The organism is Enterococcus songbeiensis, assembly GCF_005405265.1.
GTDB classification, from domain to species: domain Bacteria; phylum Bacillota; class Bacilli; order Lactobacillales; family Enterococcaceae; genus Enterococcus_C; species Enterococcus_C songbeiensis.
Genome location: NZ_BJDS01000009.1, coordinates 1 through 22,865, shown reverse-complemented (window position 1 = coordinate 22,865; position 22,865 = coordinate 1). Strand labels below are relative to the sequence as shown.

General features: G+C 40.9%; 27 protein-coding genes and 2 other annotated features. Of the genes, 21 read left to right on the top strand and 6 right to left on the bottom strand.

The window, feature by feature from the left end:
* Positions 1–12 precede the first annotated feature (12 nt).
* Positions 13–654 (bottom strand): copper homeostasis protein CutC, encoded by a 642-nt coding sequence (locus FFM66_RS06050; RefSeq protein ID WP_137605315.1) that lies wholly within the window; start codon positions 652–654, stop codon positions 13–15.
* Between the two features lie 74 nt (positions 655–728).
* Between FFM66_RS06050 and FFM66_RS06045 the strand changes: the two genes are divergently transcribed.
* The 4 genes from FFM66_RS06045 (at position 729) to recD2 (ending at position 5,534) form a co-directional block, all read left to right on the top strand.
* The gene (locus FFM66_RS06045) at positions 729–1,568 is read left to right on the top strand and encodes a methyltransferase domain-containing protein (protein WP_137605314.1); all 840 of its coding nucleotides are present in this window, start codon (positions 729–731) and stop codon (positions 1,566–1,568) included.
* A gap of 246 nt (positions 1,569–1,814) precedes the next feature.
* Entirely contained in the window at positions 1,815–2,318 is a 504-nt protein-coding gene (gene trmL, locus FFM66_RS06040; protein ID WP_048603966.1) for a tRNA (uridine(34)/cytosine(34)/5-carboxymethylaminomethyluridine(34)-2'-O)-methyltransferase TrmL, read from the top strand.
* 13 nt (positions 2,319–2,331) lie between these two features.
* Positions 2,332–2,988: a histidine phosphatase family protein gene (locus FFM66_RS06035; RefSeq protein WP_048603967.1), complete on the top strand. Its 657-nt coding sequence runs from the start codon at positions 2,332–2,334 to the stop codon at positions 2,986–2,988.
* A 14-nt stretch (positions 2,989–3,002) separates the two neighbouring features.
* Positions 3,003–5,534: an SF1B family DNA helicase RecD2 gene (recD2, locus tag FFM66_RS06030; RefSeq protein ID WP_137605313.1), complete on the top strand. Its 2,532-nt coding sequence runs from the start codon at positions 3,003–3,005 to the stop codon at positions 5,532–5,534.
* A 95-nt stretch (positions 5,535–5,629) separates the two neighbouring features.
* On the opposite strand, the gene FFM66_RS06025 is transcribed toward recD2, so the two are convergent.
* Complete coding sequence (locus FFM66_RS06025; RefSeq protein ID WP_048603969.1) at positions 5,630–6,598, bottom strand: diacylglycerol/lipid kinase family protein; 969 nt, start codon at positions 6,596–6,598, stop codon at positions 5,630–5,632.
* Positions 6,599–7,091: 493 nt separating this feature from the next.
* On the opposite strand from FFM66_RS06025, the gene FFM66_RS06020 reads away from it, so the two are divergent.
* Together FFM66_RS06020 and FFM66_RS06015 are read left to right on the top strand one after the other, a co-directional pair.
* Positions 7,092–7,352 carry a hypothetical protein gene (locus FFM66_RS06020; protein WP_137605312.1) on the top strand — a complete coding sequence of 87 codons (261 nt, stop codon included), beginning with the start codon at positions 7,092–7,094 and terminating at the stop codon, positions 7,350–7,352.
* 74 nt (positions 7,353–7,426) lie between these two features.
* The gene (locus FFM66_RS06015) at positions 7,427–7,936 is read left to right on the top strand and encodes a QueT transporter family protein (RefSeq protein ID WP_246038423.1); all 510 of its coding nucleotides are present in this window, start codon (positions 7,427–7,429) and stop codon (positions 7,934–7,936) included.
* Between the two features lie 49 nt (positions 7,937–7,985).
* Here the strand turns inward: FFM66_RS06015 and cbpA are convergent, their stop codons facing one another.
* A complete protein-coding gene (cbpA, locus tag FFM66_RS06010; protein ID WP_048603972.1) occupies positions 7,986–8,627 on the bottom strand; it encodes a cyclic di-AMP binding protein CbpA in 642 nt (213 codons plus the stop codon).
* A gap of 143 nt (positions 8,628–8,770) precedes the next feature.
* On the opposite strand from cbpA, the gene rpmG reads away from it, so the two are divergent.
* From rpmG to FFM66_RS05985, 5 genes are all read left to right on the top strand, one after another.
* Positions 8,771–8,923, top strand: coding sequence for a 50S ribosomal protein L33 (gene rpmG / locus FFM66_RS06005; protein WP_048603973.1), 153 nt, complete (start codon positions 8,771–8,773; stop codon positions 8,921–8,923).
* Positions 8,924–8,934: 11 nt separating this feature from the next.
* Positions 8,935–9,105 carry a preprotein translocase subunit SecE gene (gene secE / locus FFM66_RS06000; RefSeq protein WP_048603974.1) on the top strand — a complete coding sequence of 57 codons (171 nt, stop codon included), beginning with the start codon at positions 8,935–8,937 and terminating at the stop codon, positions 9,103–9,105.
* A 101-nt stretch (positions 9,106–9,206) separates the two neighbouring features.
* Complete coding sequence (gene nusG, locus FFM66_RS05995) at positions 9,207–9,749, top strand: transcription termination/antitermination protein NusG (RefSeq protein WP_048603975.1); 543 nt, start codon at positions 9,207–9,209, stop codon at positions 9,747–9,749.
* An 82-nt stretch (positions 9,750–9,831) separates the two neighbouring features.
* Positions 9,832–10,707: an alpha/beta fold hydrolase gene (locus FFM66_RS05990; RefSeq protein WP_137605311.1), complete on the top strand. Its 876-nt coding sequence runs from the start codon at positions 9,832–9,834 to the stop codon at positions 10,705–10,707.
* Between the two features lie 67 nt (positions 10,708–10,774).
* Positions 10,775–11,878 carry a lactate oxidase gene (locus FFM66_RS05985; protein WP_137605310.1) on the top strand — a complete coding sequence of 368 codons (1,104 nt, stop codon included), beginning with the start codon at positions 10,775–10,777 and terminating at the stop codon, positions 11,876–11,878.
* A gap of 97 nt (positions 11,879–11,975) precedes the next feature.
* Here FFM66_RS05985 and sdaAA read toward each other — a convergent pair whose 3' ends face one another.
* Together sdaAA and sdaAB are read right to left on the bottom strand one after the other, a co-directional pair.
* Positions 11,976–12,851 carry an L-serine ammonia-lyase, iron-sulfur-dependent, subunit alpha gene (gene sdaAA, locus FFM66_RS05980; protein WP_137605309.1) on the bottom strand — a complete coding sequence of 292 codons (876 nt, stop codon included), beginning with the start codon at positions 12,849–12,851 and terminating at the stop codon, positions 11,976–11,978.
* An 11-nt stretch (positions 12,852–12,862) separates the two neighbouring features.
* Positions 12,863–13,528, bottom strand: coding sequence for an L-serine ammonia-lyase, iron-sulfur-dependent subunit beta (gene sdaAB, locus FFM66_RS05975; RefSeq protein WP_137605308.1), 666 nt, complete (start codon positions 13,526–13,528; stop codon positions 12,863–12,865).
* Between the two features lie 283 nt (positions 13,529–13,811).
* On the opposite strand from sdaAB, the gene rplK reads away from it, so the two are divergent.
* The 10 genes from rplK (at position 13,812) to FFM66_RS05925 (ending at position 21,897) form a co-directional block, all read left to right on the top strand.
* On the top strand, positions 13,812–14,234 hold the full coding sequence (rplK, locus tag FFM66_RS05970; protein ID WP_048603980.1) for a 50S ribosomal protein L11: 423 nt from the start codon (positions 13,812–13,814) through the stop codon (positions 14,232–14,234).
* A gap of 103 nt (positions 14,235–14,337) precedes the next feature.
* On the top strand, positions 14,338–15,027 hold the full coding sequence (gene rplA, locus FFM66_RS05965; RefSeq protein WP_048603981.1) for a 50S ribosomal protein L1: 690 nt from the start codon (positions 14,338–14,340) through the stop codon (positions 15,025–15,027).
* A gap of 63 nt (positions 15,028–15,090) precedes the next feature.
* Positions 15,091–15,217 (top strand) — a sequence feature (ribosomal protein L10 leader region).
* Positions 15,218–15,283: 66 nt separating this feature from the next.
* Complete coding sequence (rplJ, locus tag FFM66_RS05960) at positions 15,284–15,787, top strand: 50S ribosomal protein L10 (protein WP_048603982.1); 504 nt, start codon at positions 15,284–15,286, stop codon at positions 15,785–15,787.
* Positions 15,788–15,847: 60 nt separating this feature from the next.
* Entirely contained in the window at positions 15,848–16,213 is a 366-nt protein-coding gene (rplL, locus tag FFM66_RS05955; RefSeq protein WP_048603983.1) for a 50S ribosomal protein L7/L12, read from the top strand.
* Between the two features lie 131 nt (positions 16,214–16,344).
* Positions 16,345–16,590: a binding site (T-box leader), on the top strand.
* Between the two features lie 54 nt (positions 16,591–16,644).
* Entirely contained in the window at positions 16,645–17,568 is a 924-nt protein-coding gene (locus FFM66_RS05950; protein WP_137605307.1) for a homoserine O-succinyltransferase, read from the top strand.
* 9 nt (positions 17,569–17,577) lie between these two features.
* Positions 17,578–18,771 (top strand): MalY/PatB family protein, encoded by a 1,194-nt coding sequence (locus tag FFM66_RS05945; RefSeq protein ID WP_048603985.1) that lies wholly within the window; start codon positions 17,578–17,580, stop codon positions 18,769–18,771.
* Positions 18,772–19,866 carry a PLP-dependent transferase gene (locus tag FFM66_RS05940; RefSeq protein WP_048603986.1) on the top strand — a complete coding sequence of 365 codons (1,095 nt, stop codon included), beginning with the start codon at positions 18,772–18,774 and terminating at the stop codon, positions 19,864–19,866.
* A 94-nt stretch (positions 19,867–19,960) separates the two neighbouring features.
* Positions 19,961–20,149: a CsbD family protein gene (locus FFM66_RS05935; RefSeq protein ID WP_048603987.1), complete on the top strand. Its 189-nt coding sequence runs from the start codon at positions 19,961–19,963 to the stop codon at positions 20,147–20,149.
* Positions 20,150–20,305: 156 nt separating this feature from the next.
* Positions 20,306–21,007 (top strand): glucosamine-6-phosphate deaminase, encoded by a 702-nt coding sequence (gene nagB / locus FFM66_RS05930; RefSeq protein WP_048603988.1) that lies wholly within the window; start codon positions 20,306–20,308, stop codon positions 21,005–21,007.
* Positions 21,008–21,180: 173 nt separating this feature from the next.
* Complete coding sequence (locus tag FFM66_RS05925; protein WP_137605306.1) at positions 21,181–21,897, top strand: MgtC/SapB family protein; 717 nt, start codon at positions 21,181–21,183, stop codon at positions 21,895–21,897.
* 5 nt (positions 21,898–21,902) lie between these two features.
* On the opposite strand, the gene FFM66_RS05920 is transcribed toward FFM66_RS05925, so the two are convergent.
* On the bottom strand, positions 21,903–22,865 hold a 963-nt coding region (locus FFM66_RS05920), incomplete at its 5' end, for a DUF92 domain-containing protein (protein ID WP_137605305.1).

The window sequence follows — 22,865 nt, the reverse complement described above, 5'->3', positions numbered from 1 at the left end:
TTTGCATGTGTGTCAAATTTCTATTGGAACAATTTTTGTGCCATGAGCTTCTTGGACACCTAAAGCTTCTATGACTTGTTGGAGATTTTGATGGGTGATTCCTGCTCCGGGTAAAATAATCAGTCGATCGCCAGCATAAGCAATCAATTCCTGCAAGCGGGAAAAGTTTTCTTCAATCGGAGTACCGGCTTTTCCTCCGTGCGTCAAAATACGATCCACGCCATGATCTGCCAACCAATCAATGGCTTCAAATTGCCGCTCTGTTGGAATTTCATCAAAGGCCATATGGAAAGTAATCTGTAAGCCTTCCGCATTTTCAATTAGCATTTCCAACGCTTCTTCATCTAACCAGCCACTAGGCGTCAAACAGCCGAAAACTACGCCGTCAGTTCCTAATTTTTTTGCTTCAATCAAATCCGTGTGCATGATTTTTAATTCAGTATCGTTGTAAATAAAATCTCCTCCACGAGGTCGAATCATCGTCATAACAGTGACCTGTTTTTCTCCTGAATAGCTTAAAACCTCTTCAATCACACCTGTGCTGGGAGTTGTACCGCCGACTGCCAGATTATCACACAATTCGATGCGGTGGGCACCAGCGGCGATTGCTGCCGGGATTAGGGTATAATTTTCCCCACAAAATTCTTTTAACATTGAGCAAAAACCTCCTTCGTATTCAGTAGCATTTTACCATAGAGCTGTGCTAAAGTAGAGCTGAGGTGGCAAAGATGTTAAAGAAAATCGACCGAGGAAAACAATTTATCCAAAACCACAGTGCCCTGTTTCGCTGTCCTTTATGCCAAACGGCAGTCCAACCAAATCAAACGGGAATGATGTGCGAGAATCAGCATCGTTTTGATGTGTCAAAAAAGGGAACCCTCTTTTTCCTGACCCATCAAATCAAATCGGATTACGATGCACCCATGTTTCAAGCACGGCAGCGAATGATCAAAAGCGGAATGTATCAGCCGATGTTGGAAGAAATCCAACACCAATTACAAGGAGAAACCCTGTTGGATGTCGGTTGCGGGGAAGGAAGCTTTTTAAATGCACTGCTGGCTCTCCAGCCGCGAACAGCGATTGGTTTTGATATCGTCAAAGAGGGGATTTATTTAGCAACGGAACAACCAAATTCGGCTTTTTGGTGTGTTGCAGATCTGACGAATTTACCTTTTGCGGACCAGAGCTTTTCAACCGTGTTGAATATTTTTTCTCCCTCAAATTATCAGGAATTTCAACGAATCATGAAGGCAGATGGGCGACTGATCAAAATTGTTCCCAGAGCAAATTATTTGCGGGAACTGCGCCAAGCTTTTTATCCTGATGATGTGAGGAAACAAAATTACTCCAATGAAAAGGTTGTTGCGAAATTTCAACAAATTTTTCCTGAGAGCCAACAAAAACAAATAACATATACCTTTGAGATTCCAGAAGCAAGACAAGCGGATATTTTGGAAATGTCGCCATTGGAATGGGGCGTTTCTCCGGAAGTCAAGGAGCAGTTGCTAAGAAATCCATTAAATAAAATTACAATTGATGTGGATCTGTTAATTGGAACAAATTCATGAAAATTTTTTGAATTTTTTATGATCTAAGTGTTGCATAATTTCCATTTGAATGATATATTTACGTCAAGTCATTTTTTCATTGGTTTTTATCAGGTTCCTGTTCTGATAAAAGTTAGTGAAAAGAGCTTCACTAACGTAGCGACTCGCAGTGATTACACCGAGCCGATACGTTTTTTTTGTGCCCAAGAATAGGGATTAGTGGTATAGTAAGAACTAGATGTTTTTGCTAGAAAGGGAGTCAGTGACATGAACCATATTGTTTTATTTGAACCGCAAATTCCCGCAAATACGGGAAATATTGCCAGAACTTGCGCAGCAACCAATACGCCGCTGCATTTGATCGAACCGTTGGGCTTTTCTACAGATGATAAGCATTTAAAAAGAGCCGGCTTAGATTATTGGCAGGATGTTGCCATCACCTATCATGAAAGTTTACCGGCATTTCTGGCATTTCTCGGAGATCGTCCGTTACATTTGATTACTAAATTTGCCAATCACGTTTATAGTGAGGTTGATTTTGCTGATCAACAAGAACACTTTTTTTTGTTTGGGAAAGAAACAACCGGATTACCAGAAGAATTTATGCGGGAAAATCCAGAAAAATGTTTGCGGATTCCCATGAACGATCAACATGTTCGTTCATTGAATTTGTCTAATACCGCGGCGTTGGTCATTTATGAAGCATTACGGCAGCAAGGGTTCCCTCAGTTGGAACGCAGCCATCATTATGAAAACGACAAATTAGATTAGAGGGAGCTGCAAAATGGAGCTATATTTTACCCGTCACGGAAAAACAGAATGGAACAATGAACGGCGTTTTCAAGGGATGATGGGGGATTCTCCTTTGCTTGAAAGCAGCTACGAAGAAATTAAATTATTAGGGCAGCATTTAAAGGAAGTTCCCTTTGAAAAAATATATACCAGCTCTGCATTGCGGGCACAAAAGACAGCAGAAGGCATCGCTGCACAGCTGGATCACACGGTCGAAATCATTTCTACAGAGGGGCTGAAAGAATTAGGGTTAGGCCAGCTGGAAGGGCAACGTATTGATGACATGTATGAAAAATACCCTCATGAATTAAAAAATCTGCGGTTTCATTTGGAAAAATATGATCCAACGATTTTTCAGGGTGAACCAATCCAGCATGCCTTGGACCGCATCGAAAAAGTAGTAACACAAGCGGTAGCTACCGCGGAAAAAGGACCGCTGTTGTTTGTGGGACACGGGGCTTCGTTAACGGCTGCAATCCAATGGCTGGCTGGAAAAGAATTGGCGCAGCTGCGTGAGATGGGTGGACTGGTCAATAATAGTGTGACTCTCATGACAACTTCTGAACGAAAGGCGTTACCTTATCGGTTAGAGGTTTGGAATGATTCGAGTTTTCTCGGTGATGCATCAGGAAGAGATGCTTTATTATAGAAAGGAGCAACAGCTTGACAGACGAACGACAATACTTTGTCGGCACAGTTGCCGCTATTTTTTTTCAAAATCCAAGCAATTTTTATAAAGTTCTTTTGATTCACGTGCAAGAAACGAATGCGGATTATCGGGAAAAGGAAATTGTTGCTACCGGTACCTTTGGCGATATTCAAGAAGAGGAAAGCTACCGTTTTTTTGGCGAGTTGATCAATCACCCCCGTTATGGGCTACAACTGCAAGTCAACAGCTACCAACAGGAGCAGCCTACTTCAGAAAACGGGTTGATCCATTATTTTTCCAGTGAGAAATTTCCTGGAATCGGTAAGAAGACTGCAGAAAAAATCGTGGCGGTTTTAGGAGAAGAAGCCATTGATCGGTTGCTTAAAGAGCCAGATTTGCTGGAACAAGTCAGCGGATTACCGGAGAAGAAGCGCCAAATGATTTTAGAGACTGTTCGCTTGAATCACGGAATGGATCAAGTCATTGTTGGCTTAGGAAAGTACGGCTTTGGTAGTCAGCTTTCCTTTGCGATTTATCAGGCCTACAAAAATGAAGCATTGACGGTTCTTCAGGAGAATCCTTATCGTTTGGTGGAAGACATCGAAGGAATCGGCTTCAAGAAGGCAGATGTTTTGGCAGAACAACTAGGTATCGAGGCGACTTCACCGCAACGGTTGCGGGCGGCGGTGCTGCATCAAATTAATCAGCAATCCTTGCAGACCGGTAACACATTTTCTCCGGCGGAACAATTGTTGGAGCAAACGATTCGCGTTTTGGAAAACGCCCGACCTATAGAAATTCATCCGGAGCAAGTAGCCAACAGCATTATTCAGTTAGTAGAAGAAGGCAAGATTCAGCAAGAGGAAACCAATCTTTACGAAAATAGTTTATACTTTGCCGAATGGGGAATTGCCAGTTCCATCCAACGATTGATGAAACGCAAGAAATTACCTTATTCAGAAAAGGAAATTGCAAAAAAATTGCGGATCATTGAAAAAAGATTGCAGATCAGTTATGGCAGTTCTCAAGAAGAAGCAATCAAAGAAGCAATCCGTTCACCATTATTCATTTTAACTGGTGGGCCGGGCACCGGAAAAACTACCGTTATCAATGGAATCGTGCAATTATTTGCAGAATTAAATGATCTGGAGCTTGATCCCGGAAAGTATACCCAGGAAATGTTTCCGATTCTTTTGGCGGCACCAACTGGACGAGCAGCCAAGCGGATGAATGAAACCACCGGGCTGCCTAGTGGAACGATTCACCGCCTATTAGGGCTGACTGGTCGGGAAAAATCCCCTTCTGTCTCTGCAAAAGAGTTGGAGGGTGGTTTGTTGATTGTTGATGAAATGTCGATGGTGGATACATGGTTGGCAAACACATTGTTCAAATCGATTCCAACCAATATGCAGGTGATTTTTGTTGGGGATAAAGATCAGTTACCATCGGTGGGACCGGGACAGGTTCTTCATGATCTCTTACAAATTGATGCGTTACCTAAGCGGGAACTGACGGAAATTTACCGGCAAGGAGATGATTCCAGTATCATTCCTTTGGCCCATGAAATAAAAAATGGACAACTGCCGGCAGATTTTACCGTGAATCAAAAAGACCGTTCGTATTTTCGTTGTGATGCCTATCAAATTGAACCGTTGATCGCAAATATCGTGACCAAAGCCAAAGCAAAAGGGTTCACACCACAAGATATCCAAGTATTAGCACCCATGTATCGCGGCGCGGCAGGAATTGATGCATTGAATAAAATGATGCAAGAAATCTTCAATCCCAATACCGGCTCGAAAAAAGAAGTCCATTGGAATGACACAGTCTATCGAATCGGCGACAAAGTATTGCAGTTAGTCAATTCACCAGAGGAAAATGTATTTAATGGGGATATGGGACAAATCGTCGGCATTACATTGGCAAAAGATTCGGAAGATAAAGTGGATGAATTGGTGATTCAATTTGATGCTACCGAAGTCACTTATCGGCGAAATGAATGGAATAAAATTACGTTGTCTTATTGTTGCTCAATCCATAAAGCACAGGGCAGTGAATTTAAAATGGTGATTTTGCCGATGGTTCATCAATACCAACGGATGCTGCAGCGAAACTTATTGTACACCGCGGTTACCCGCAGCAAAGAACTGTTGATTTTATTAGGGGAAACGCAAGCCTACCAAGCTTGCGTAACGCAAGAGTCAGCGGTTCGCCTAACGACCTTAAAGGAGCGAATCATAGCCGCGGATACCGTTTCTCCTGGCCTACAACAAAAAATTGTTGCTTATGAAGAACAAACCACCGGGGATGCGTATAGCGAATTTCCTTCGCCTCCAACAGAAACCGGATCAGCAACAAAAGCCGCAAAAAAGGAAACGGATCTTTTCACTGTTTCTGAAACAAATGAGCCGTTTAATGAGGAATTATCGGAAATAAAAACACAGGGCGTGCAGGAACCTCGATTGACGATTGAGCTGATCCTTGCCGATGAGATTGATCCTTTGATCGGAATGGACGGCATCACACCGCAATTGTTTAATAAATAAAAAATCCGAAGAACAGCAAGTTCATCTGTAGAAACAAGACAGAAGCACTTGCGGTTCTTCGGATTTTTTTAAGTTGGATCAAGGGAAGGATAATATCAATACCAAATTTGTTGTTTCTTAGTTGTGAAGGTGATATCGAAGGAGCGTTTTCCTAACACTTCACCATCCGCTTGACCATATTGGGGCATGGTGGAGACGATTCGCAGGCGGGTACCAGTAAATTGATGGAAATGTTTCGAGGTTCCTTGTTTTTTTCGAATCAATTTTAGAATGAGCCCAAAAATTTTAATCATTGGAATCCGTTCAACCACCACTAGATCAAGATTGTTTTTTTTCACATCAGCAGAAGGAGCGATCGCTACGCCGCCACCAAAATAGGGATGATTGGTCGTTGTGCATAAAAAGGCTTTGTCAAAAGAAAATTCTTGCCCGTTAATCTCCACTAAAATAGGAAATCCCGGTTGTGTGAAAAGAACTTTCAAAATGGAGGTGATATAAGCAAGTGAGCCAAGGTTGTATTTGTTCAACTGCTCTTTTGTTGCTGAATCATTGGTGGCATGAACGATGGCTGCATCCAGACCGATTCCGACATTATTTACGAAGATACCCGTTTCTTGTTGGATTTTCTCGTCATAAGCTAGGATGTTTACCTCTTGCGGCTGTTGTGCTTTAACAATTTGCCAAAAGGCTTTTTCTGGTTCTCGGGGCAACCCGATTCCTCGAGCAAAATCATTCCCTGAACCGGCAGGAATATAACCAATCGGCAGATCGACTTTCATTTGAAAAAATTGATTTAATACTTGATGCAGTGTGCCGTCCCCACCGATGACAATCAGCAGTGGAAATTCGCTATCCTCCAATGTCTGAGGATCTTTCGGCCAAGGTTGCAAGGTCGTCGTTACTAATTCTTCGACGATTTTATGCTCATGTCCGGCGTATTCAGTTAAATAGGTTGAATAATGGAACTGTTTATCGGTAAGAAGTTTTGTGATTCGATCGCCGGTTTTTTTGCCGTGACCACTTCCAGAAGCTTGATTTATTAATAAATGATAATGAATTTTCATTTTTTTTTAACTCCATCTGTTTAGTAAAAACTCAGTGGGAACATTTTAACAGAGGAATGCAGGAATGGAAAGCAAAACACAAAAAAAAATCTAGTAAGTTATTTTCCATTTCGTATTTTCTCAAGGTTCTGATGTCCACTCAAGAAATACTAGAAAATACTCACTAGACCCTGTTCAGTAAGTAAGGAGTAACTCAAATTCCCACGTCCTTTGTCTCTTTGTTAAGTTTCATAACAATTCTGTTCCTGCAGATCCTATTGCATCTGCTTTACTGGGAACCCTTATGACCCCTTACACTTATTTTATACCATACTCCCTACATTTTAGCGAGCGTTTACATTACCGTCTTAGTACTTTCTTAAGAGTTATGAAAAAGGAGCTTTTTATCCCAAAAGAATAAAAACGATTTCGCTGAATAACTATTGTTTTTATTTGATGAGAAAGTTTGGTATACTTATCTCTGTTGATTTTTTATTGATTTTAAGGAGAGAGTATGAAATACTATCATTTGATCGGAATCTCAGGTGGCTTGTTTGCCCTGCAGTTTCTTTTACAAAATTTACTGTATTTGCCACTTTCCCTAACGGTGAAATGGATTTTTTTGATTGCACAAGGAATATTATTGGTGACGTATGGTGGGTTGACGCTTTTCTATAGTTTTATTTTGCGAAAAGTATCGCCTAAAAAGTCCGCTTCAAAAAAAGTTGTCCCATTAAAAAAAGAGCAAAAGCAGTCCCTGCGTAAAGCTAGCTGAGTAAGCGGCGCTGATCATTCGCGGTTCATCAACCATCCCGCGTCAACAAAACTAGGAGAAAGAAGGAAAGAAACATGCAATTATCAACCAATCAAACCCGGTCTCGTTTAATGGTCGTGGTGACTAATGGAATCATTATGGCGCTTTACATTGCGTTGACGGTTCTTGTGGCACCAGTCTCATCTGGTCCCATTCAGTTTCGTATCTCAGAAAGTTTAAATCATCTGGTGGTATTCAATCGTAAATTAATGTGGGGTGTTTTAGGAGGCGTCATTGTTTATAATTGGGTTTTCGGCTTTGGAATCGCAGATGTGATTTTTGGCGGAGGACAAACCTTTTTAGCACTGGGCTTAACCGCGTTATTGCAGAAAAAAGTTCCCAACGTCTATTGGCGTTTGGCACTGAACACGCTGTTCTTTACGGCAAGCATGTTTTTGATCGCAATCATGCTGGTACCAGAAGGCGGCAAAGCATTTTGGACAACCTATGGCACGTTAGCCTTGAGTGAATTGATCGTTATGGCCGTTTCGGCACCTGTGATGTATCTTTTGGATAAATCACTTCATTTTGAAAAAAGACTATAAAAAAAGCATCCTTTCTCGGTACATACACCGAAGAGAGGATGCCATTTTTTTATTCACCTGCAGTTAAATCTTCCAATTCAACAACTTTGAAATTTTTGTGTTCCAGTTGGTTGATAATCGTGTCGCAAGTCTCTTTGCTGGTTTTTGCCGGCAGCGTAATCAAGGTACGACGAATAAATTCATCTTTACCGATGTCTAAGGTGATACAGCTGGCGATGCTGCTGTATTTGGAAATGATTTTTGAAATCATCGCTAAATCGCCTTGTTTTCCGGTGGAAGCAATCGTCAATACATAGCTTCCTTGTTCGATGTTCCAAGATTGAGAAAGCATCGTCAACAGGGAACTGTGGGTCAAAATTCCATAGAAGTGATTGTCTTCATCTAAAACAGCGATGTAAGGCAATTCTTTGATAGTGAAGAAAACTTTGAAGAAAGAAGAATTCACATAAATAAATTTCGTCGCATTTTTTAAAAGATGCGTTACTGGCAATGTCATATCGCCGCCATTTGATTTGTGACGATAGATGTGCATTTTATAGATATTTCCGCGGAAGATTTTGCCGGTTTCATCAAGAATCGGTACACAGCGGTAGCCGGAATCTTCAAGAATCTTCAGCGCTTCTTCCAGTGTGGCAGTTTCTTTGACTGTGGTTAAATCTTTTTTCTTATATACCATTGTTTTTAAAAGCATAAAGACCCCTCCAATTGTTCCATTTTAACAACTTAATAATAGCATAAATTAAAAATAATGACTAAATTATTCCTGCGATTGACAGAAAAAAAGAAACGTGATAAGTTAAATTGTACGATTGTGTATGATGAGGAGGCACGAAAATGGCAACGAAAAAAGCAGCCTTAGCCTGTTCTGTTTGCGGTTCACGCAACTACTCAAAATCAGTTAGTGAAGGTAAACGGGGCGAACGTTTAGAAATCAATAAGTTTTGTAAATATTGCAATAAATACACGCTTCACAGAGAAACGAAGTAGGGGGCAGAAAAATGAAATTCATCCGCAGTGTCATTGCTGAAATGAAACAGGTCACCTGGCCAAACAAAAAACAATTGCGTAAAGATACCTTAGTGGTTATCGAGACATCGGTTATTTTTGCTGTAATGTTCTTTGTGATGGATACGGTTATCCGGTCCGTGTTTAGTTGGATTTTAAAATAATTCGCTAGCGTGATCATCAAAACGGTGCTATACTGTTTGAGAAGAAAAACTTCGGGGAACTGAGGTTTTTTTATTTTACAATCAGATAAGGAGCCATCAGAATGGAAACTTTTGAAAGAAACTGGTACGTACTGCACACTTATTCCGGCTATGAAAACAAGGTAAAGGCAAACATCGAATCTCGCGCGCAAAGCATGGGAATGGGAGATTTTATTTTCCGTGTTGTTGTTCCTGAAGAAACAGAAACGGAAGTCAAAAACGGCAAATCGAAAGAAATCGTGCATAAAACTTTTCCTGGATATGTTTTAGTCGAAATGACGATGACCGACGAATCTTGGTACGTTGTGCGGAATACACCGGGCGTGACCGGTTTTGTAGGTTCCCATGGCGCCGGCAGTAAGCCAGCACCATTATTGGCAGAAGAAATCAATCACATTCTTCGTTCATTAGGTATGAGTACGCGTCAATCTGATCTTGAGGTTGAAGTGGGAGAAACAGTGAAGATCATCGAAGGAGCATTTGCTGGACTGGAAGGTCAAGTAACTGAAGTTGATGAAGAAAAACAAAAATTGAAAGTCAATATCGATATGTTCGGTCGGGAAACCAGTACAGAACTAGATTTTGAACAAGTAGACAAAATTTAACGACCAGAAAGCTCTCTCTTCCTACAAGAAGGGAGAGTCTATTTTTTTATAAATGAAGAAGACAAATTATGGAGGAATTAGGATGAAAAAAATTGGTGTCGGTTTATTTTTGGTGCTTTTGATTGGCGGCTGGTTTGGCTATAAAGCCCTCAGCAAAAATACAACTGAGCCAGAAATAACCAACGTACAAGCCGTAAAAGAAAAGGTTCCCACACAAACGAAAACCGCCATTCCAACGATTTTCTTTCATGGTTATTCCGGTGGGCCCAGCTCCTTTGGCGGAATGATTGCTCGCTTTGAAAAAGCCGACATCGCAGAACAAGTGCTGCAATTGCGGGTTTCGCCATCAGGAAAAATTACAGAAAAAGGTACATGGACAGGAGAAAAAGAGAATCCTTTGATCCAAGTTCTCTTTGAAGACAATAAAAATAATGAATGGCAGCAGGCGGAGTGGATCAAAAGCTGCTTAACGTATCTCTCCACCACTTATGGAATTACTAAAGTGAATTTAGTGGGGCATTCCATGGGTGGTGTCAGCAGTTTGCGCTATCTGGAATCAGGGGAGACCGCGGATTTGCCGGAAGTTCAAAAATTTGTTGCAATCGGCGCCCCATTCAATGATTTTTTGGATACAAGCACAAGTCAATCCATTAAGGATCTAATGGAAAACGGCCCATCTGAAATTTCGGCACGTTACCAAGATTACCAAGGAATGATCCAACAACTGCCGACAACGATTGACTTTTTAGTGATGGGTGGACAACTCAGCAAAGAAGAGCTGACGGATGGAACGGTGCCACTGACCAGTGCGTTAGCAATCAGTGGGCTAGTGACGGCTCATGGAAATAATGTCCAGACAGAAATCGTGACAGGAAACAATGTCCAACACAGCCAACTGCATGAAAATAAACAAGTTGATCAACTGATTGAAAAATTTTTATGGGCAGAGTCAAAATAATTGCTTACTTTTAATAAGTGAATATAATAAGTGTGTAGAACTCATTTTTTGAAAGAAGGAATCTCTCATGACTTATCAAGCAAGCAAAGAAGAACATCCAATCGAAATCGTCAATATCGCTTCATTAGAAAAACGAGCACAAGAAACGATGGAAGCCGGTGCATTCGGGTATATCCGTGGTGGTTCAGAAGATGAATGGACGATGGCAGAAAACACCAGTTCCTTTAATAAAAAAACGATTATGCCTCGGGTACTACGAGGTATCGATTCAGCTGATTTACACACGAAATTATGGGATATTCAATTGGAAACACCAATCATTCAAGCGCCATCAGCCGCTCAAGGGTTAGCACATACAAATGGCGAAGCCGACACCGCAAAAGGAGTTGCCGCTGCTGGATCAATTTTTTCAATCAGCACCTATGCCAACACAACCATTGAAGATGCCGCTGCAGCAGCACCAAATGCACCGCAATTTTTCCAATTATATATGAGCAAAGACGATGGTTTTAACAAATTTATTTTAGACAAAGCAGTAAAAGCCGGCGCAAAAGCAATCGTTTTGACCGTTGATTCAACACTTGGGGGCTATCGAGAAGAAGATGTCATCAATCATTTTCAATTCCCACTACCTATGCCGAATTTGGCTGCTTATAGTGAACAAAGCGAAAGCGGCGACGGTGCAGGAAAAGGAATTGCAGAAATTTATGCTGCGGCTAAACAAGCAATTGAGCCGGAGGATATCCAACAAATCAAAACCTTGACCAATTTACCTGTCGTGGTCAAAGGAATCCAATCACCAGAAGATGCAGAAGTAGCGATTGCTGCTGGTGCAGACGGTATCTGGGTTTCTAACCATGGGGGGCGTCAATTAGATGGTGGACCAGCTTCCTTTGATGTATTACCGGAAATTGCTGCAGTCGTAAATAAACGCGTACCAATCGTATTTGATTCTGGTGTCCGTCGTGGCGAACACGTCTTTAAGGCTTTGGCAAGCGGGGCAGATTTGGTGGCAATTGGCCGTCCAGTTATCTATGGCCTTAACCTTGGTGGAGCAGAGGGAGTAAAATCAGTCTTTGATCATTTGAATAAAGAATTGTCCATCACGATGCAGTTGGCAGGAACAAAAACAATCGAAGAAGTAAAAAATACAAAACTATTTTCCTATTGATTTAACTAAAAATGAATTGTTCCCAAAAAGCTTGGAAAAAATTGAAGTGACCGCAAAAAATGAATTCTTGCCGGCCACTTCAATTTTCTAAGCTTTTTTAATTGTGCTGTTTCTCGAGAAGCTCTTTTTGGAGACGTTGGGCAGTTGGCGTGACTGCCAAGCCGCCTTCTGCTGTTTCTTTGAAAATCGCCGGCATTTGTCGGCCAACTTGATACATTGCAGCGACCACTTCATCAGGAGGAATCACACTTTCGATTCCTGCTAATGCCATGTCGGCAGAAATGAATGCCTGTGAAGAACCCAGCGCATTTCGCTTAACACAAGGAACTTCCACCAGACCAGCTACCGGATCACAAATCAAGCCCATCATATTTTTAAGAGTGATTGCTACAGCTTGTGCCGCTTGATGAGGAGTTCCCCCATTTGCACAGACCAGAGCCGCCGCTGCCATTGCGCTGGCGGAGCCGATTTCTGCCTGACAGCCGCCTTCAGCACCAGAAATTGATGCGTTGTTGGCGATAACCAATCCGAATGCTCCGGCAGTAAATAAGAAATGGACCTGTTCTTCATGGGAAAGCTGCAAACGATCCTTCACTGCAGTTAATACCCCGGCAACGACACCAGCACTGCCGGCAGTTGGGGTAGCACAGATTAGTCCCATTTTTGCATTTACTTCATTCACGGCAATCGCATTTCTGACGGCGGTCAAAATTGTTTCTCCGCTTAAAAACCGATCTGTTTGTAAATAGGTATTTAATTTTTTGGCATCGCCACCGGTTATTCCTGTAACGGAGGTGACTCCTTGAATTCCTTCATCGATTGAACGTTCCATGATCGCAAGATTTTTTTCCATCAAATGAAAAATTTGTTCCCGGTCACGTCCAGTCATTTCGATTTCTGTTTGAATCATCAACTCGGCAACAGAAGAATAATTTTGTGCTTGACTAACTAAATCTTCAATTGAATAAAACATTTTTTTTCACCCTAATCAAAATAAGTTACGTTGTCCATATAATCCAACGCTTTTAATTTTTCACAAATTCCTGGTTGTGGTTCATCTACTTCAATGATCATAATCGCTTTTTCACCTTTTGATTCTCTCGTAACAGTCATGGTACCGATATTGGCATTCGCCTCTGACAAAATATTGGTGACTTTAGCAATCATGCCTGGTACGTCTTGGTGGACAGTGATAAAGGTTGGTGTTCCCATTGTTAGAGAAATCTTGAACCCGTTTAATTCGGAAATCTGAATGTTTCCGCCACCGATGGAAATTCCGGTCACAGATAATTTTCGTTTGCCTTTTGTCACGACCATTTTTACGGAATTTGGATGCTCGGCTTTTTCGTTTTTGGGAACGAACAGGACTTCCATTCCTGACTCATGGGCGATTTTTAAAGAGTCTGCTAGGCGGGGATCATCTGGGGCCATCCCCAGTAAACCACCGACCAGGGCAACATCCGTTCCATGTCCTCGATAAGTTTTAGCAAAGGATTCATATAAATAAATATCGACACTATCCGGCTGTTCGCCAAAAATATTGCGGACGACTTTGCCAATCCGCGCAGCACCGGCAGTATGAGAACTGCTGGGACCAACCATGATTGGTCCAATAATGTCAAAAACACTGCGAAACCGTACTTGTTCCATTTTTTGCACCTCTGAAATTTTCTACTAACTTCTGATTGTAGTGTACCACAAGAAAACAATGAAACGGCAGAAAATCATAGCAGGTAAAAGAAATTTTAAGGCTTTTTCAGTGATGAAATACGAAAGAGAAAGAGGAAATTGCTTGCAATTTTCTTTGGATATGCTAAACTATCACAGTGTGTGTCAGCACATGGTTATTTTGGTGTGGACACCACGGGTAAAAGTGGGAGGAGAAATATTGATCTCCAATTAACCACATCACGGACTCAAGGAGGTATGTCTCGTGGCAAAGAAAGTAGAAAAAATCGTTAAATTGCAAATTCCTGCAGGTAAAGCAACACCAGCTCCGCCAGTAGGTCCTGCGCTAGGTCAAGCGGGTATCAACATCATGGGATTCACAAAAGAATTCAATGCTCGTACTGCTGATCAAGCAGGTTTGATTATTCCAGTTGTGATCTCAGTATATGAAGACCGTTCATTTACATTTATCACAAAAACACCACCAGCTGCAGTATTGTTGAAAAAAGCGGCTAAAGTGGAAAAAGGTTCAGGCGAACCAAACAAAACGAAAGTTGCTAAAGTTTCACGCGATCAAGTAAAAGAAATCGCTGAATTGAAATTGCCAGACCTAAACGCAGCTGATGTTGAAGCAGCAATGCGCATGGTTGAAGGAACTGCACGAAGCATGGGGATTACTGTCGAATAAGAGCGCAGACCCTAAGGAAGTAGCTTCTCAGTTGGCTCTGTGTTGAAAGACACGGAACACGTGGGAGGTTCTACCGTTATAACCACATCAAGGAGGAAACAAAATGGCTAAAAAAAGCAAAAAAATGCAAGATGCATTGAAAAAAGTTGATACGACAAAAGCTTATTCAGTTGAAGAAGCAGTAGCATTAGCACAAGAAACAAATATTGCAAAATTCGACGCAACAGTCGAAGTTGCTTACAAATTGAACGTTGACCCTAAAAAGGCTGACCAACAAATCCGTGGCGCAGTTGTACTGCCAAACGGAACTGGTAAAACACAAACTGTTTTAGTTTTCGCAAAAGGCGAAAAAGCAAAAGAAGCTGAAGCAGCTGGTGCAGACTTTGTTGGTGACGATGATATGGTTCAAAAAATCCAAGGCGGCTGGTTTGATTTTGATGTCGTTGTAGCTACTCCTGATATGATGGCTACAGTTGGTAAATTGGGTCGTGTTTTAGGACCTAAAGGCTTAATGCCAAACCCTAAAACCGGTACAGTAACAATGGACGTAACAAAAGCAGTCAACGAAGTAAAAGCTGGTAAAGTAACTTACCGCGTTGATAAAGCCGGAAACGTTCATGTTCCAATCGGTAAAGTATCATTCAGTGCTGACAAATTGATTGAAAACTTCAAAACTATCAATGATGTGTTAGTGAAAGCTAAACCATCTGCAGCAAAAGGTCAATACATGAAAAATATCACCGTAACAACAACTTTCGGACCTGGTATCCATGTAGACCAAGCTTCTTTCTAATTTTTAATTAGAAAAATCAGTGTAAGTATTGACTCGGCTATCTTATTTATGATAAGGTAGTCGAGGTTAATAGTAACTGTACCGAAGACAGTAGGTGACGTAAGTCTTAAATTCCTACCGAGGACGTTTATTGAGATACTTCAATAGTCCCTCTATGTCTACGGTGGCATAGAGTTTTTTATTGTGAATTTTCTTGTTCTTTGAACAGAGATTTTTAAGGAAAACTCTACCATCAAAATCAGGAGGTGAAATTCAAGTGAGTGAAGCAGCTATCGCAAAAAAATCCGCAATTGTTGATGAAGTAACGGAAAAATTTCAACAAGCAGCATCTGTTGTAATCGTTGATTACCGTGGACTGACTGTTGATCAAGTAACCAACTTGCGTAAACAATTACGTGATGCAGGCGTAGAAATGCGAGTAATCAAAAACTCGATCCTTTCTCGTGCTGCCAAAAAAGCTGGTTTAGATGGTTTAGACGAAGTATTTGCTGGTCCTACCGCTGTTGCTTTCAGCAACGAAGACGTGGTTGCCCCTGCAAAAATTATCGATGAATTCTCTAAAGACGCTAAAGCATTAGAAATCAAAGGCGGTATCATTGAAGGCAAAGTTTCTTCATTGGAAGAAATTACTGCATTGGCAAAATTGCCAAACCGCGAAGGTCTTCTTTCTATGCTACTATCTGTTCTTCAAGCGCCAGTCCGCAACGTGGCTTACGCTGTCAACGCAGTAGTAGAAAGCAAAGAAGGAGATGCAGCTTAATTGCCGCATAACCGAATCAAAAAAATCTTATAATTTTTATTTAAATGGAGGAAACCAAAAATGGCATTGAACATTGAAAACATTGTCGAAGAGCTAAAAGGCGCGACAATCTTAGAATTAAACGACTTAGTTAAAGCTATCGAAGAAGAATTTGGCGTATCCGCTGCTGCTCCTGTAGCTGCTGCTGCTGGTCCTGCTGCCGCTGAAGAAGAACAAACAGAATTCACTGTAGAATTAACTGCAGCTGGAGACCAAAAAGTTAAAGTTATCAAAGCAGTTCGTGAAGCAACTGGCTTAGGCTTGAAAGAAGCTAAAGCAGTAGTTGACAGCGCACCTTCAGCAGTTAAAGAAGGAATCGCTAAAGATGAAGCAGAAGCATTGAAAGCTGCTTTGGAAGAAGTAGGCGCAACTGTAACAGTTAAATAATTTTAATTAATTATTTTAGTCCTAGAAACCTTGGTTATTCAAGGTTTCTAGGACTTTTTTTTCTCCCATCACTAAAAACTCTTTGACATTTTCTGAATTTTCTACTATGATAATCAACAATAACAATAGTCATAAATACGTCGAAAAGAAGAGTACCGATAACGGATTTTTCAAAGAGAGCTTCGGTTGGTGAAAAGAGGTAAGAGGAAGTATCGGGAAGATGGTCTTTGAGTGGGAAAGTGTGAGTCGCAGGATTAGCGCTTTTCGGGTGTGCCCGTTACAGCACCACGGTCTTGCGTTTTGCGCAGTACCTGGGGAGGTTGTTTTTGTGAGAAAACAACAAAGTTAGGTGGTAACACGATGATTTCGTCCTTTCATTTTTGAAGGGGCGTTTTTTTTATACCCAAAATGAACGAGAGGAAGAATGTTATATGCCAATTAATGTTGCTGAAGATTTTCCGGCAAAATTTGTTTTAGAAAAAGAGGATATTTTTGCGATTGATCATGATCGGGCGATTCATCAAGACATTCGTCCGCTAAAAATTGCGATTTTAAACTTAATGCCAAATAAAATCGACAGCGAGATCCAGTTGTTGCGTTTGATTTCCCAAAGTCCGCTGCAAATCGATATCGATTTTATTCGTATCTCCAGTCATGAATATAAAAATACCAGTATCACTCATTTGAATAAGTTTTATCAAACCTTTGGTGAAATTCGAGAAAACACCTACGATGGGTTGATTATTACTGGAGCGCCGATTGAAAAGCTGCCTTTTGAGGAAGTAAATTATTGGGAGGAGTTAAAGGAGATTTTGGATTGGAGCCAAACAAATGTGACCTCGACACTGCACATTTGTTGGGGAGCACAAGCAGCACTTTATCATCATTACGGAGTGGGTAAAACTCTCTATCCCCGCAAACTTTTTGGTATTTATGCAAATAAACTTGTAGATGAGCATCGTTTGACCCGCGGCTTTGACGATCTTTTTTATACCCCCCAATCTAGATATACTGGGTTGGCAGAAGAGCAGATTGATCCTGAAAAATTGCGGATTGTTGCCCGTAATCCAGAGATTGGTGCAACGATTCTGGTCTCTGCTGATGAGCGAAACGTTTTTGTTTTGGGACATTTTGAATATGATACGGAAACCTTAAAAAAAGAATATCTACGGGATCATGAGCGTGGGCTAGATACGGATATTCCAGAAAATTATTTTCACTACAATCATTTAGAGGATGAAATTATCAATCGCTGGCGAAGTCATGCCCATTTGTTTTATCACAATTGGTTGAATGATGTGTATCAAATCACCCCATATCGTTTGGCAGATATTCGTCGAAAAAGTGCAAGTTAGGAGCAGAAAATGGAAAAAGAAATTTTTATAAAAAAATATGCCCAAGAACGCAAACAAACGACTTCTCTAAAATGGGATGCGTTGAAGGAACGTTTTGGAAATGAACAATTGTTGCCTTTATGGGTTGCGGATATGGAATTTAGCGTGCCGGAATCAGTAAAGGATGTGTTGTCTGACCGAATCACCCACGGAATTTTTGGTTATTCTCAAGTACCGGAAAACTATTTTACAGCCTTTGCAGAATGGCAGGAACGGCACCATGGTATTCACTTACAGAAAGAATGGTTGCGTTTTTCAAAGGGAGTGGTGGAATCACTCTATCATCTGATTCAAATTTTCACCGAAGAAGGCGATAATGTATTGATTCAGCCACCGGTTTACTATCCGTTTTTCAATGCTATTCGTGACACCAATCGCCACGAAATCTTAAATCATCTGGTTCAAAAAGAGGGAAAATACACGGTTGATTTTACGGATTTTGAAGAAAAAATTCGGGAGAATGATGTTAAACTCTTTATCCTTTGTTCCCCACATAATCCTGTAGGACGGGTTTGGCAGGAAGAAGAGCTTGCTAGAATGTTTGAGATTTGTGAACGATACAATGTCTTAATACTTGCTGATGAGATTCATCAGGATTTTATTTATCCCCCCCATCAATTTATTTCAGCGTTGCAAGTCTCAAAAGGTGCTTTTCAGAATCAGCTGATCGTCGTCAATGCGCCCTCAAAGACCTTTAATTTAGCCAGCTTGCTAAATGGACACATTTTGATTCCGGATGAAAAGTTGCGACAAATATTTGATCAAAAAATCAAACGATACAGTCAATCGGAAAATAGTTTGTTGGGACAACTGGCAGGAGCAACTGCTTACGAAACCGGAGATGACTGGTTTGCCGGTCTTCGAGAAGTCATTTTAAGCAACTATGAGTTTGTTCGCAAGTCCTTTGAACAAGAGCTTCCAGCCGTAAAAGTAGCGGATTTGCAGGGAACCTATCTACTCTGGCTGGACTTTAGTCAAGTGCTTTTACCAGAAGAAATTGAACCATTCATTAAAGATACCTGTGGACTAGCAGTAGATTTTGGCGGCTGGTTCTCTGAAGAAACGAAACAATTTATTCGTTTAAATTTAGCGACGACACCGGAAAATATTCAGCAGGCTGTTCAACAAATTTTAGCGGGAATCAAAAATAAAGGAGACTTTTAAATGACAGAACAAGCAAATGAAACATTTTTAGCACAAATTGGAAATCACAGCGATCAACAAACCGGTGCAATCAGCGCGCCAATCCATCTTTCAACCACCTATGCACACCCAAAACTTGGGCAAAGTACTGGCTATGATTATACCCGAACGAAAAATCCTACCCGTACAATTGTAGAAGAGGCATTGGCAAAGCTGGAAAATGGGAAACGGGCAGTTGTGACAAGTTCAGGTATGAGCGCGATTCAGTTGGTTTTTGGTCTCTTTCCGCAGGGAGCCACATTTTTAGTAGGACGGGATATTTACGGCGGCAGCTACCGTTATTTTGATTATTTGGAAAAACAAAAAATTGCTACTTTTCGCTATTTTAATGATTTTGACGAATTACTGGCGCAACTTGATGAGCAGGTAGATGCGGTCTTTTTGGAAACACCCACCAATCCATTGATGCACGTCTTTGATATTGCGGCAGTGGCAAAAAAAGCGCAGGCAAATCAAGCAACGCTCATTGTCGACAACACCTTTTTAACCCCATTGCGACAAAAGCCTTTGGATTTGGGTGCGGATATCGTGATTCACTCAGGAACGAAATATTTAGCAGGACACAATGATTTATTGGCAGGCGTCGTGGTGGCAAAGGAGGAAAAAATAGGAGAACAGTTGGTTTGGTTGGCAAATACAACGGGTCCTACTCTGGATTCTTTTGACTCTTGGTTATTTATCCGCAGCTTAAAAACATTGGCAATTCGTCTGGATCGCCAAGAAGAAAATGCACAAAAAATTGCTGAAGCTCTGCGAAATAATGGTGCAGTCAAAGAAGTCCTTTATCCGGAAATTGGTGGAATGATCAGTATTCGTGTAAAAAACGAAGCTAAAATTCCAGAATTTCTCAGCCGGTTATCTGTTTTCACCTTTGCAGAAAGCTTGGGTGGGGTTGAAAGTCTAATCACTTATCCAGTAACCCAGACGCATGCAGATATCCCAAAAGAGCTGCGCGATTCCTACGGGTTGACAGAAGATTTGCTACGACTGTCCATCGGAATTGAATCCGCAGATGATCTGATTGCAGATCTAGCTCAAGCTTTATCGATTCTATAATTCATTTATCTTCAAATAAAATCATATTATTGGTTATTTTTTTGTATGAATGTTACGCTATTTATGTAATAAAAAATAAAGGAGTGGATATTCTATGGTAAATGAAGACAAAATCAAAGGGAAATTTAACGAAATCAAAGGTAAAATCACGGATGATGAGTCGGAAGAACTAAAAGGGAAAATCCAACAAAAAGTTGGGGACGCAAAAGAAGAAGCCGACAAAAAAACCGATGATGCCGCTAAAAAAATAAATGATCATTTAGATAGAGATAAAAACGTTTAAAATCAAAAACTGCCCCTCATTTGCTTGAGAGGCAGTTTTTTTGGTTAATGATAAGGAAATCCTAATTTTTCCATCTGGTCTAGACGATTATTGCATCTCGAAAAAAGAAGTGCTATAATTGGGCTATACCAAAAAAGAAAGCTGAGGGACTCGAAGATGGAAATTATTCGCGTGAAAAATGCTGAAGAAGGCGGAAAAAAAGCCTTTGAAATAATTAAAGAAGCAATGGAAAACGGAATCAAAACCTTAGGACTTGCAACGGGAAGCACACCGGTTACTTTATACAAAGAAATGACAGAAAGTGACTTGGACTTTTCAGAATTGACCTCTGTAAACTTGGATGAATATGTGGGCTTGGGCGGTAACGACGCGCAAAGCTACCGTCATTTTATGAATACTCAATTATTTGACAAAAAACCATTCAAAGAAACCTTCGTCCCAAACGGCAAAGCAGAAGATTTAGCAGCAGAATGCAAACATTACGATGAAATCATTGAGAAGCACCCTGTTGATATCCAAATTTTAGGAATTGGTCAAAATGGACATATTGGTTTTAACGAACCAGGTGCACCACTTGACGGTTTGACTTCAGTTGTTGATTTGACAGAATCAACGATCAACGCAAACAAACGTTTCTTTGATAAAGTTGAAGACGTTCCTACAAAAGCTATTTCCATGGGTATCGGATCAATCCTAAAAGGTAAAAAAATGATTTTAATGGCGTATGGTGAAGCAAAAGCCGATGCAATCAAAGGAATGATCGATGGTGCGGTTACAACCCACTTGCCAGCATCCGCATTGCAAAATCATTCAGATGTAGTTGTGATTATTGACGAAGCAGCTGGCAGCAAACTGTAATCAATAGCAGATTATCAAAACAGTTGAACACAAGAAAAATCATCTTCAAGATAAAGGACCATTGCCGTCCACTCTTGAAGATGATTTTTTCATTTAAGCTTATAACCCCAATTTTAGGCTTTAGATTTCTATCGGATTTGGAAAACATGGTATAGTGAAAAGGGGGTGTTCGGATGGCGGATATTGTTTTGACAATACCAGAAATACTTTTACGTTTAGGGTTAGCGATGCTGTTTGGTGGAGTAATCGGTTTTGAGCGACAGTATAAAAATCGTCCGGCCGGTTTACGAACCCACATTTTAGTTTGTATGGGTGCTTGCGTGATCGCTTTGATTCAAGTTGAGATTGCTAGCGAAGCGCTTCGGGAAGCCCTCGCTCATCCAGAGATCATGGGAGTCATACGCTCGGATCAGGGCCGTTTGATTGCCCAAGTCGTGAGTGGTGTTGGATTTTTGGGAGCCGGAACGATCATCGTAACAAAACGCTCTGTCACTGGTTTGACGACAGCCGCTTCTCTTTGGGCGATTGCTGGATTAGGTATTGCCATCGGTATGGGCTATTATGCGATTGCAATCACCAGTTTCGTAGGAATTTTTATTGCTTTGACGATGGTCAAACAAGTGATTCATGTACCAACCACGAAAAAATTAGAAATTCAGTTTATTCACAGAGAAGAATCCAAAGAATTTTTAAGTGAATACTTTGAAAAAAATCGGATTGAAATTGAAGATGTGAATTTTGATATGAAATTTGCGGAGGAACATCGCTTGTACACCAATATCTACACGATCAATCTTCCGAAACATTTAACTTACACTGATGTGATTGAAGAACTTTCAACGTATAAAAACATCATCAAGCTGCGCTTGGTGACGATTCAAACCAATTAAATTTATCAACGGATAAACCAGAGTGACAAGCTGATAGACAACAGCAAAGTCAATAAACCACTTAAAAAGTTTACACCATCATTATCGAGAAAACGGAGTCCATGAATCAGTATAGTCGGCTGATCGTGATGGTTTCGTTTTTCTATTTTTTTCCCACAGATTTGGCATAAAAATTTTCCCTGAAGTGCGGCGCCTAAAAAACTATCGAACAGTGTGGCAACGATTCCGCTAAAAAAAGGAACGAGAAAATAACCCGGTGTGATTGGATCATGAAAGAGGGTCAATAAGAGATAGAAAACACTGGCTGTTAAAAAACTTGCGATAATTGCTGCAAGTAGTCCTAAGATAGAAATTGCACCGGATGAACCAGTTGTTTCTTGCCGGAAGTCCAAAATATTTCTGGGTGCTTTACGGGAAAGTACTCCAATTTCCGACGACCAAGTATCTGCGGTGGCGCCAGCAATCGTACTTCCACAAGCAATCAGCCAGTAAAATTCCCCTGTCACAAAATACGCAAGGGAGGCAATCAGAAAGGGCAGGCTATTTGCAAAAACCTGAGTGGCCTGACGAAGGGTTTCAATTGGGATTTTTGATTGTTTTTGAACAATTCGGCGGAAAAAATGAATCAGCAATGAGCTGCCGAAAAAGAAGAGGAGCAGCAACCAAGTTCCGCTGGGTGCAAAAGCAAATGCTGTCGCTCCTACCAGCAGCAAAGCTAGGCTGCCGGATAATGTGAGTGCATTAGAAATATAAGCAAGAAAAGCCACAAAGCCACTGCCTAATAAGCCGATACAAAAGGAATAAAAAACAATCATTTGCCCACCTCCGTTGTTACTAAAATTGTAGCATACAATTGAGAAGGCACCAAAAGGAGTGGGCTGTAAAATAGAAAAAAGAGCTTGGGACATAAGTCCTAATGAAAAATCCAGATACCAGTCAAATTGATTGGCATCTGGATTATTTTTTTG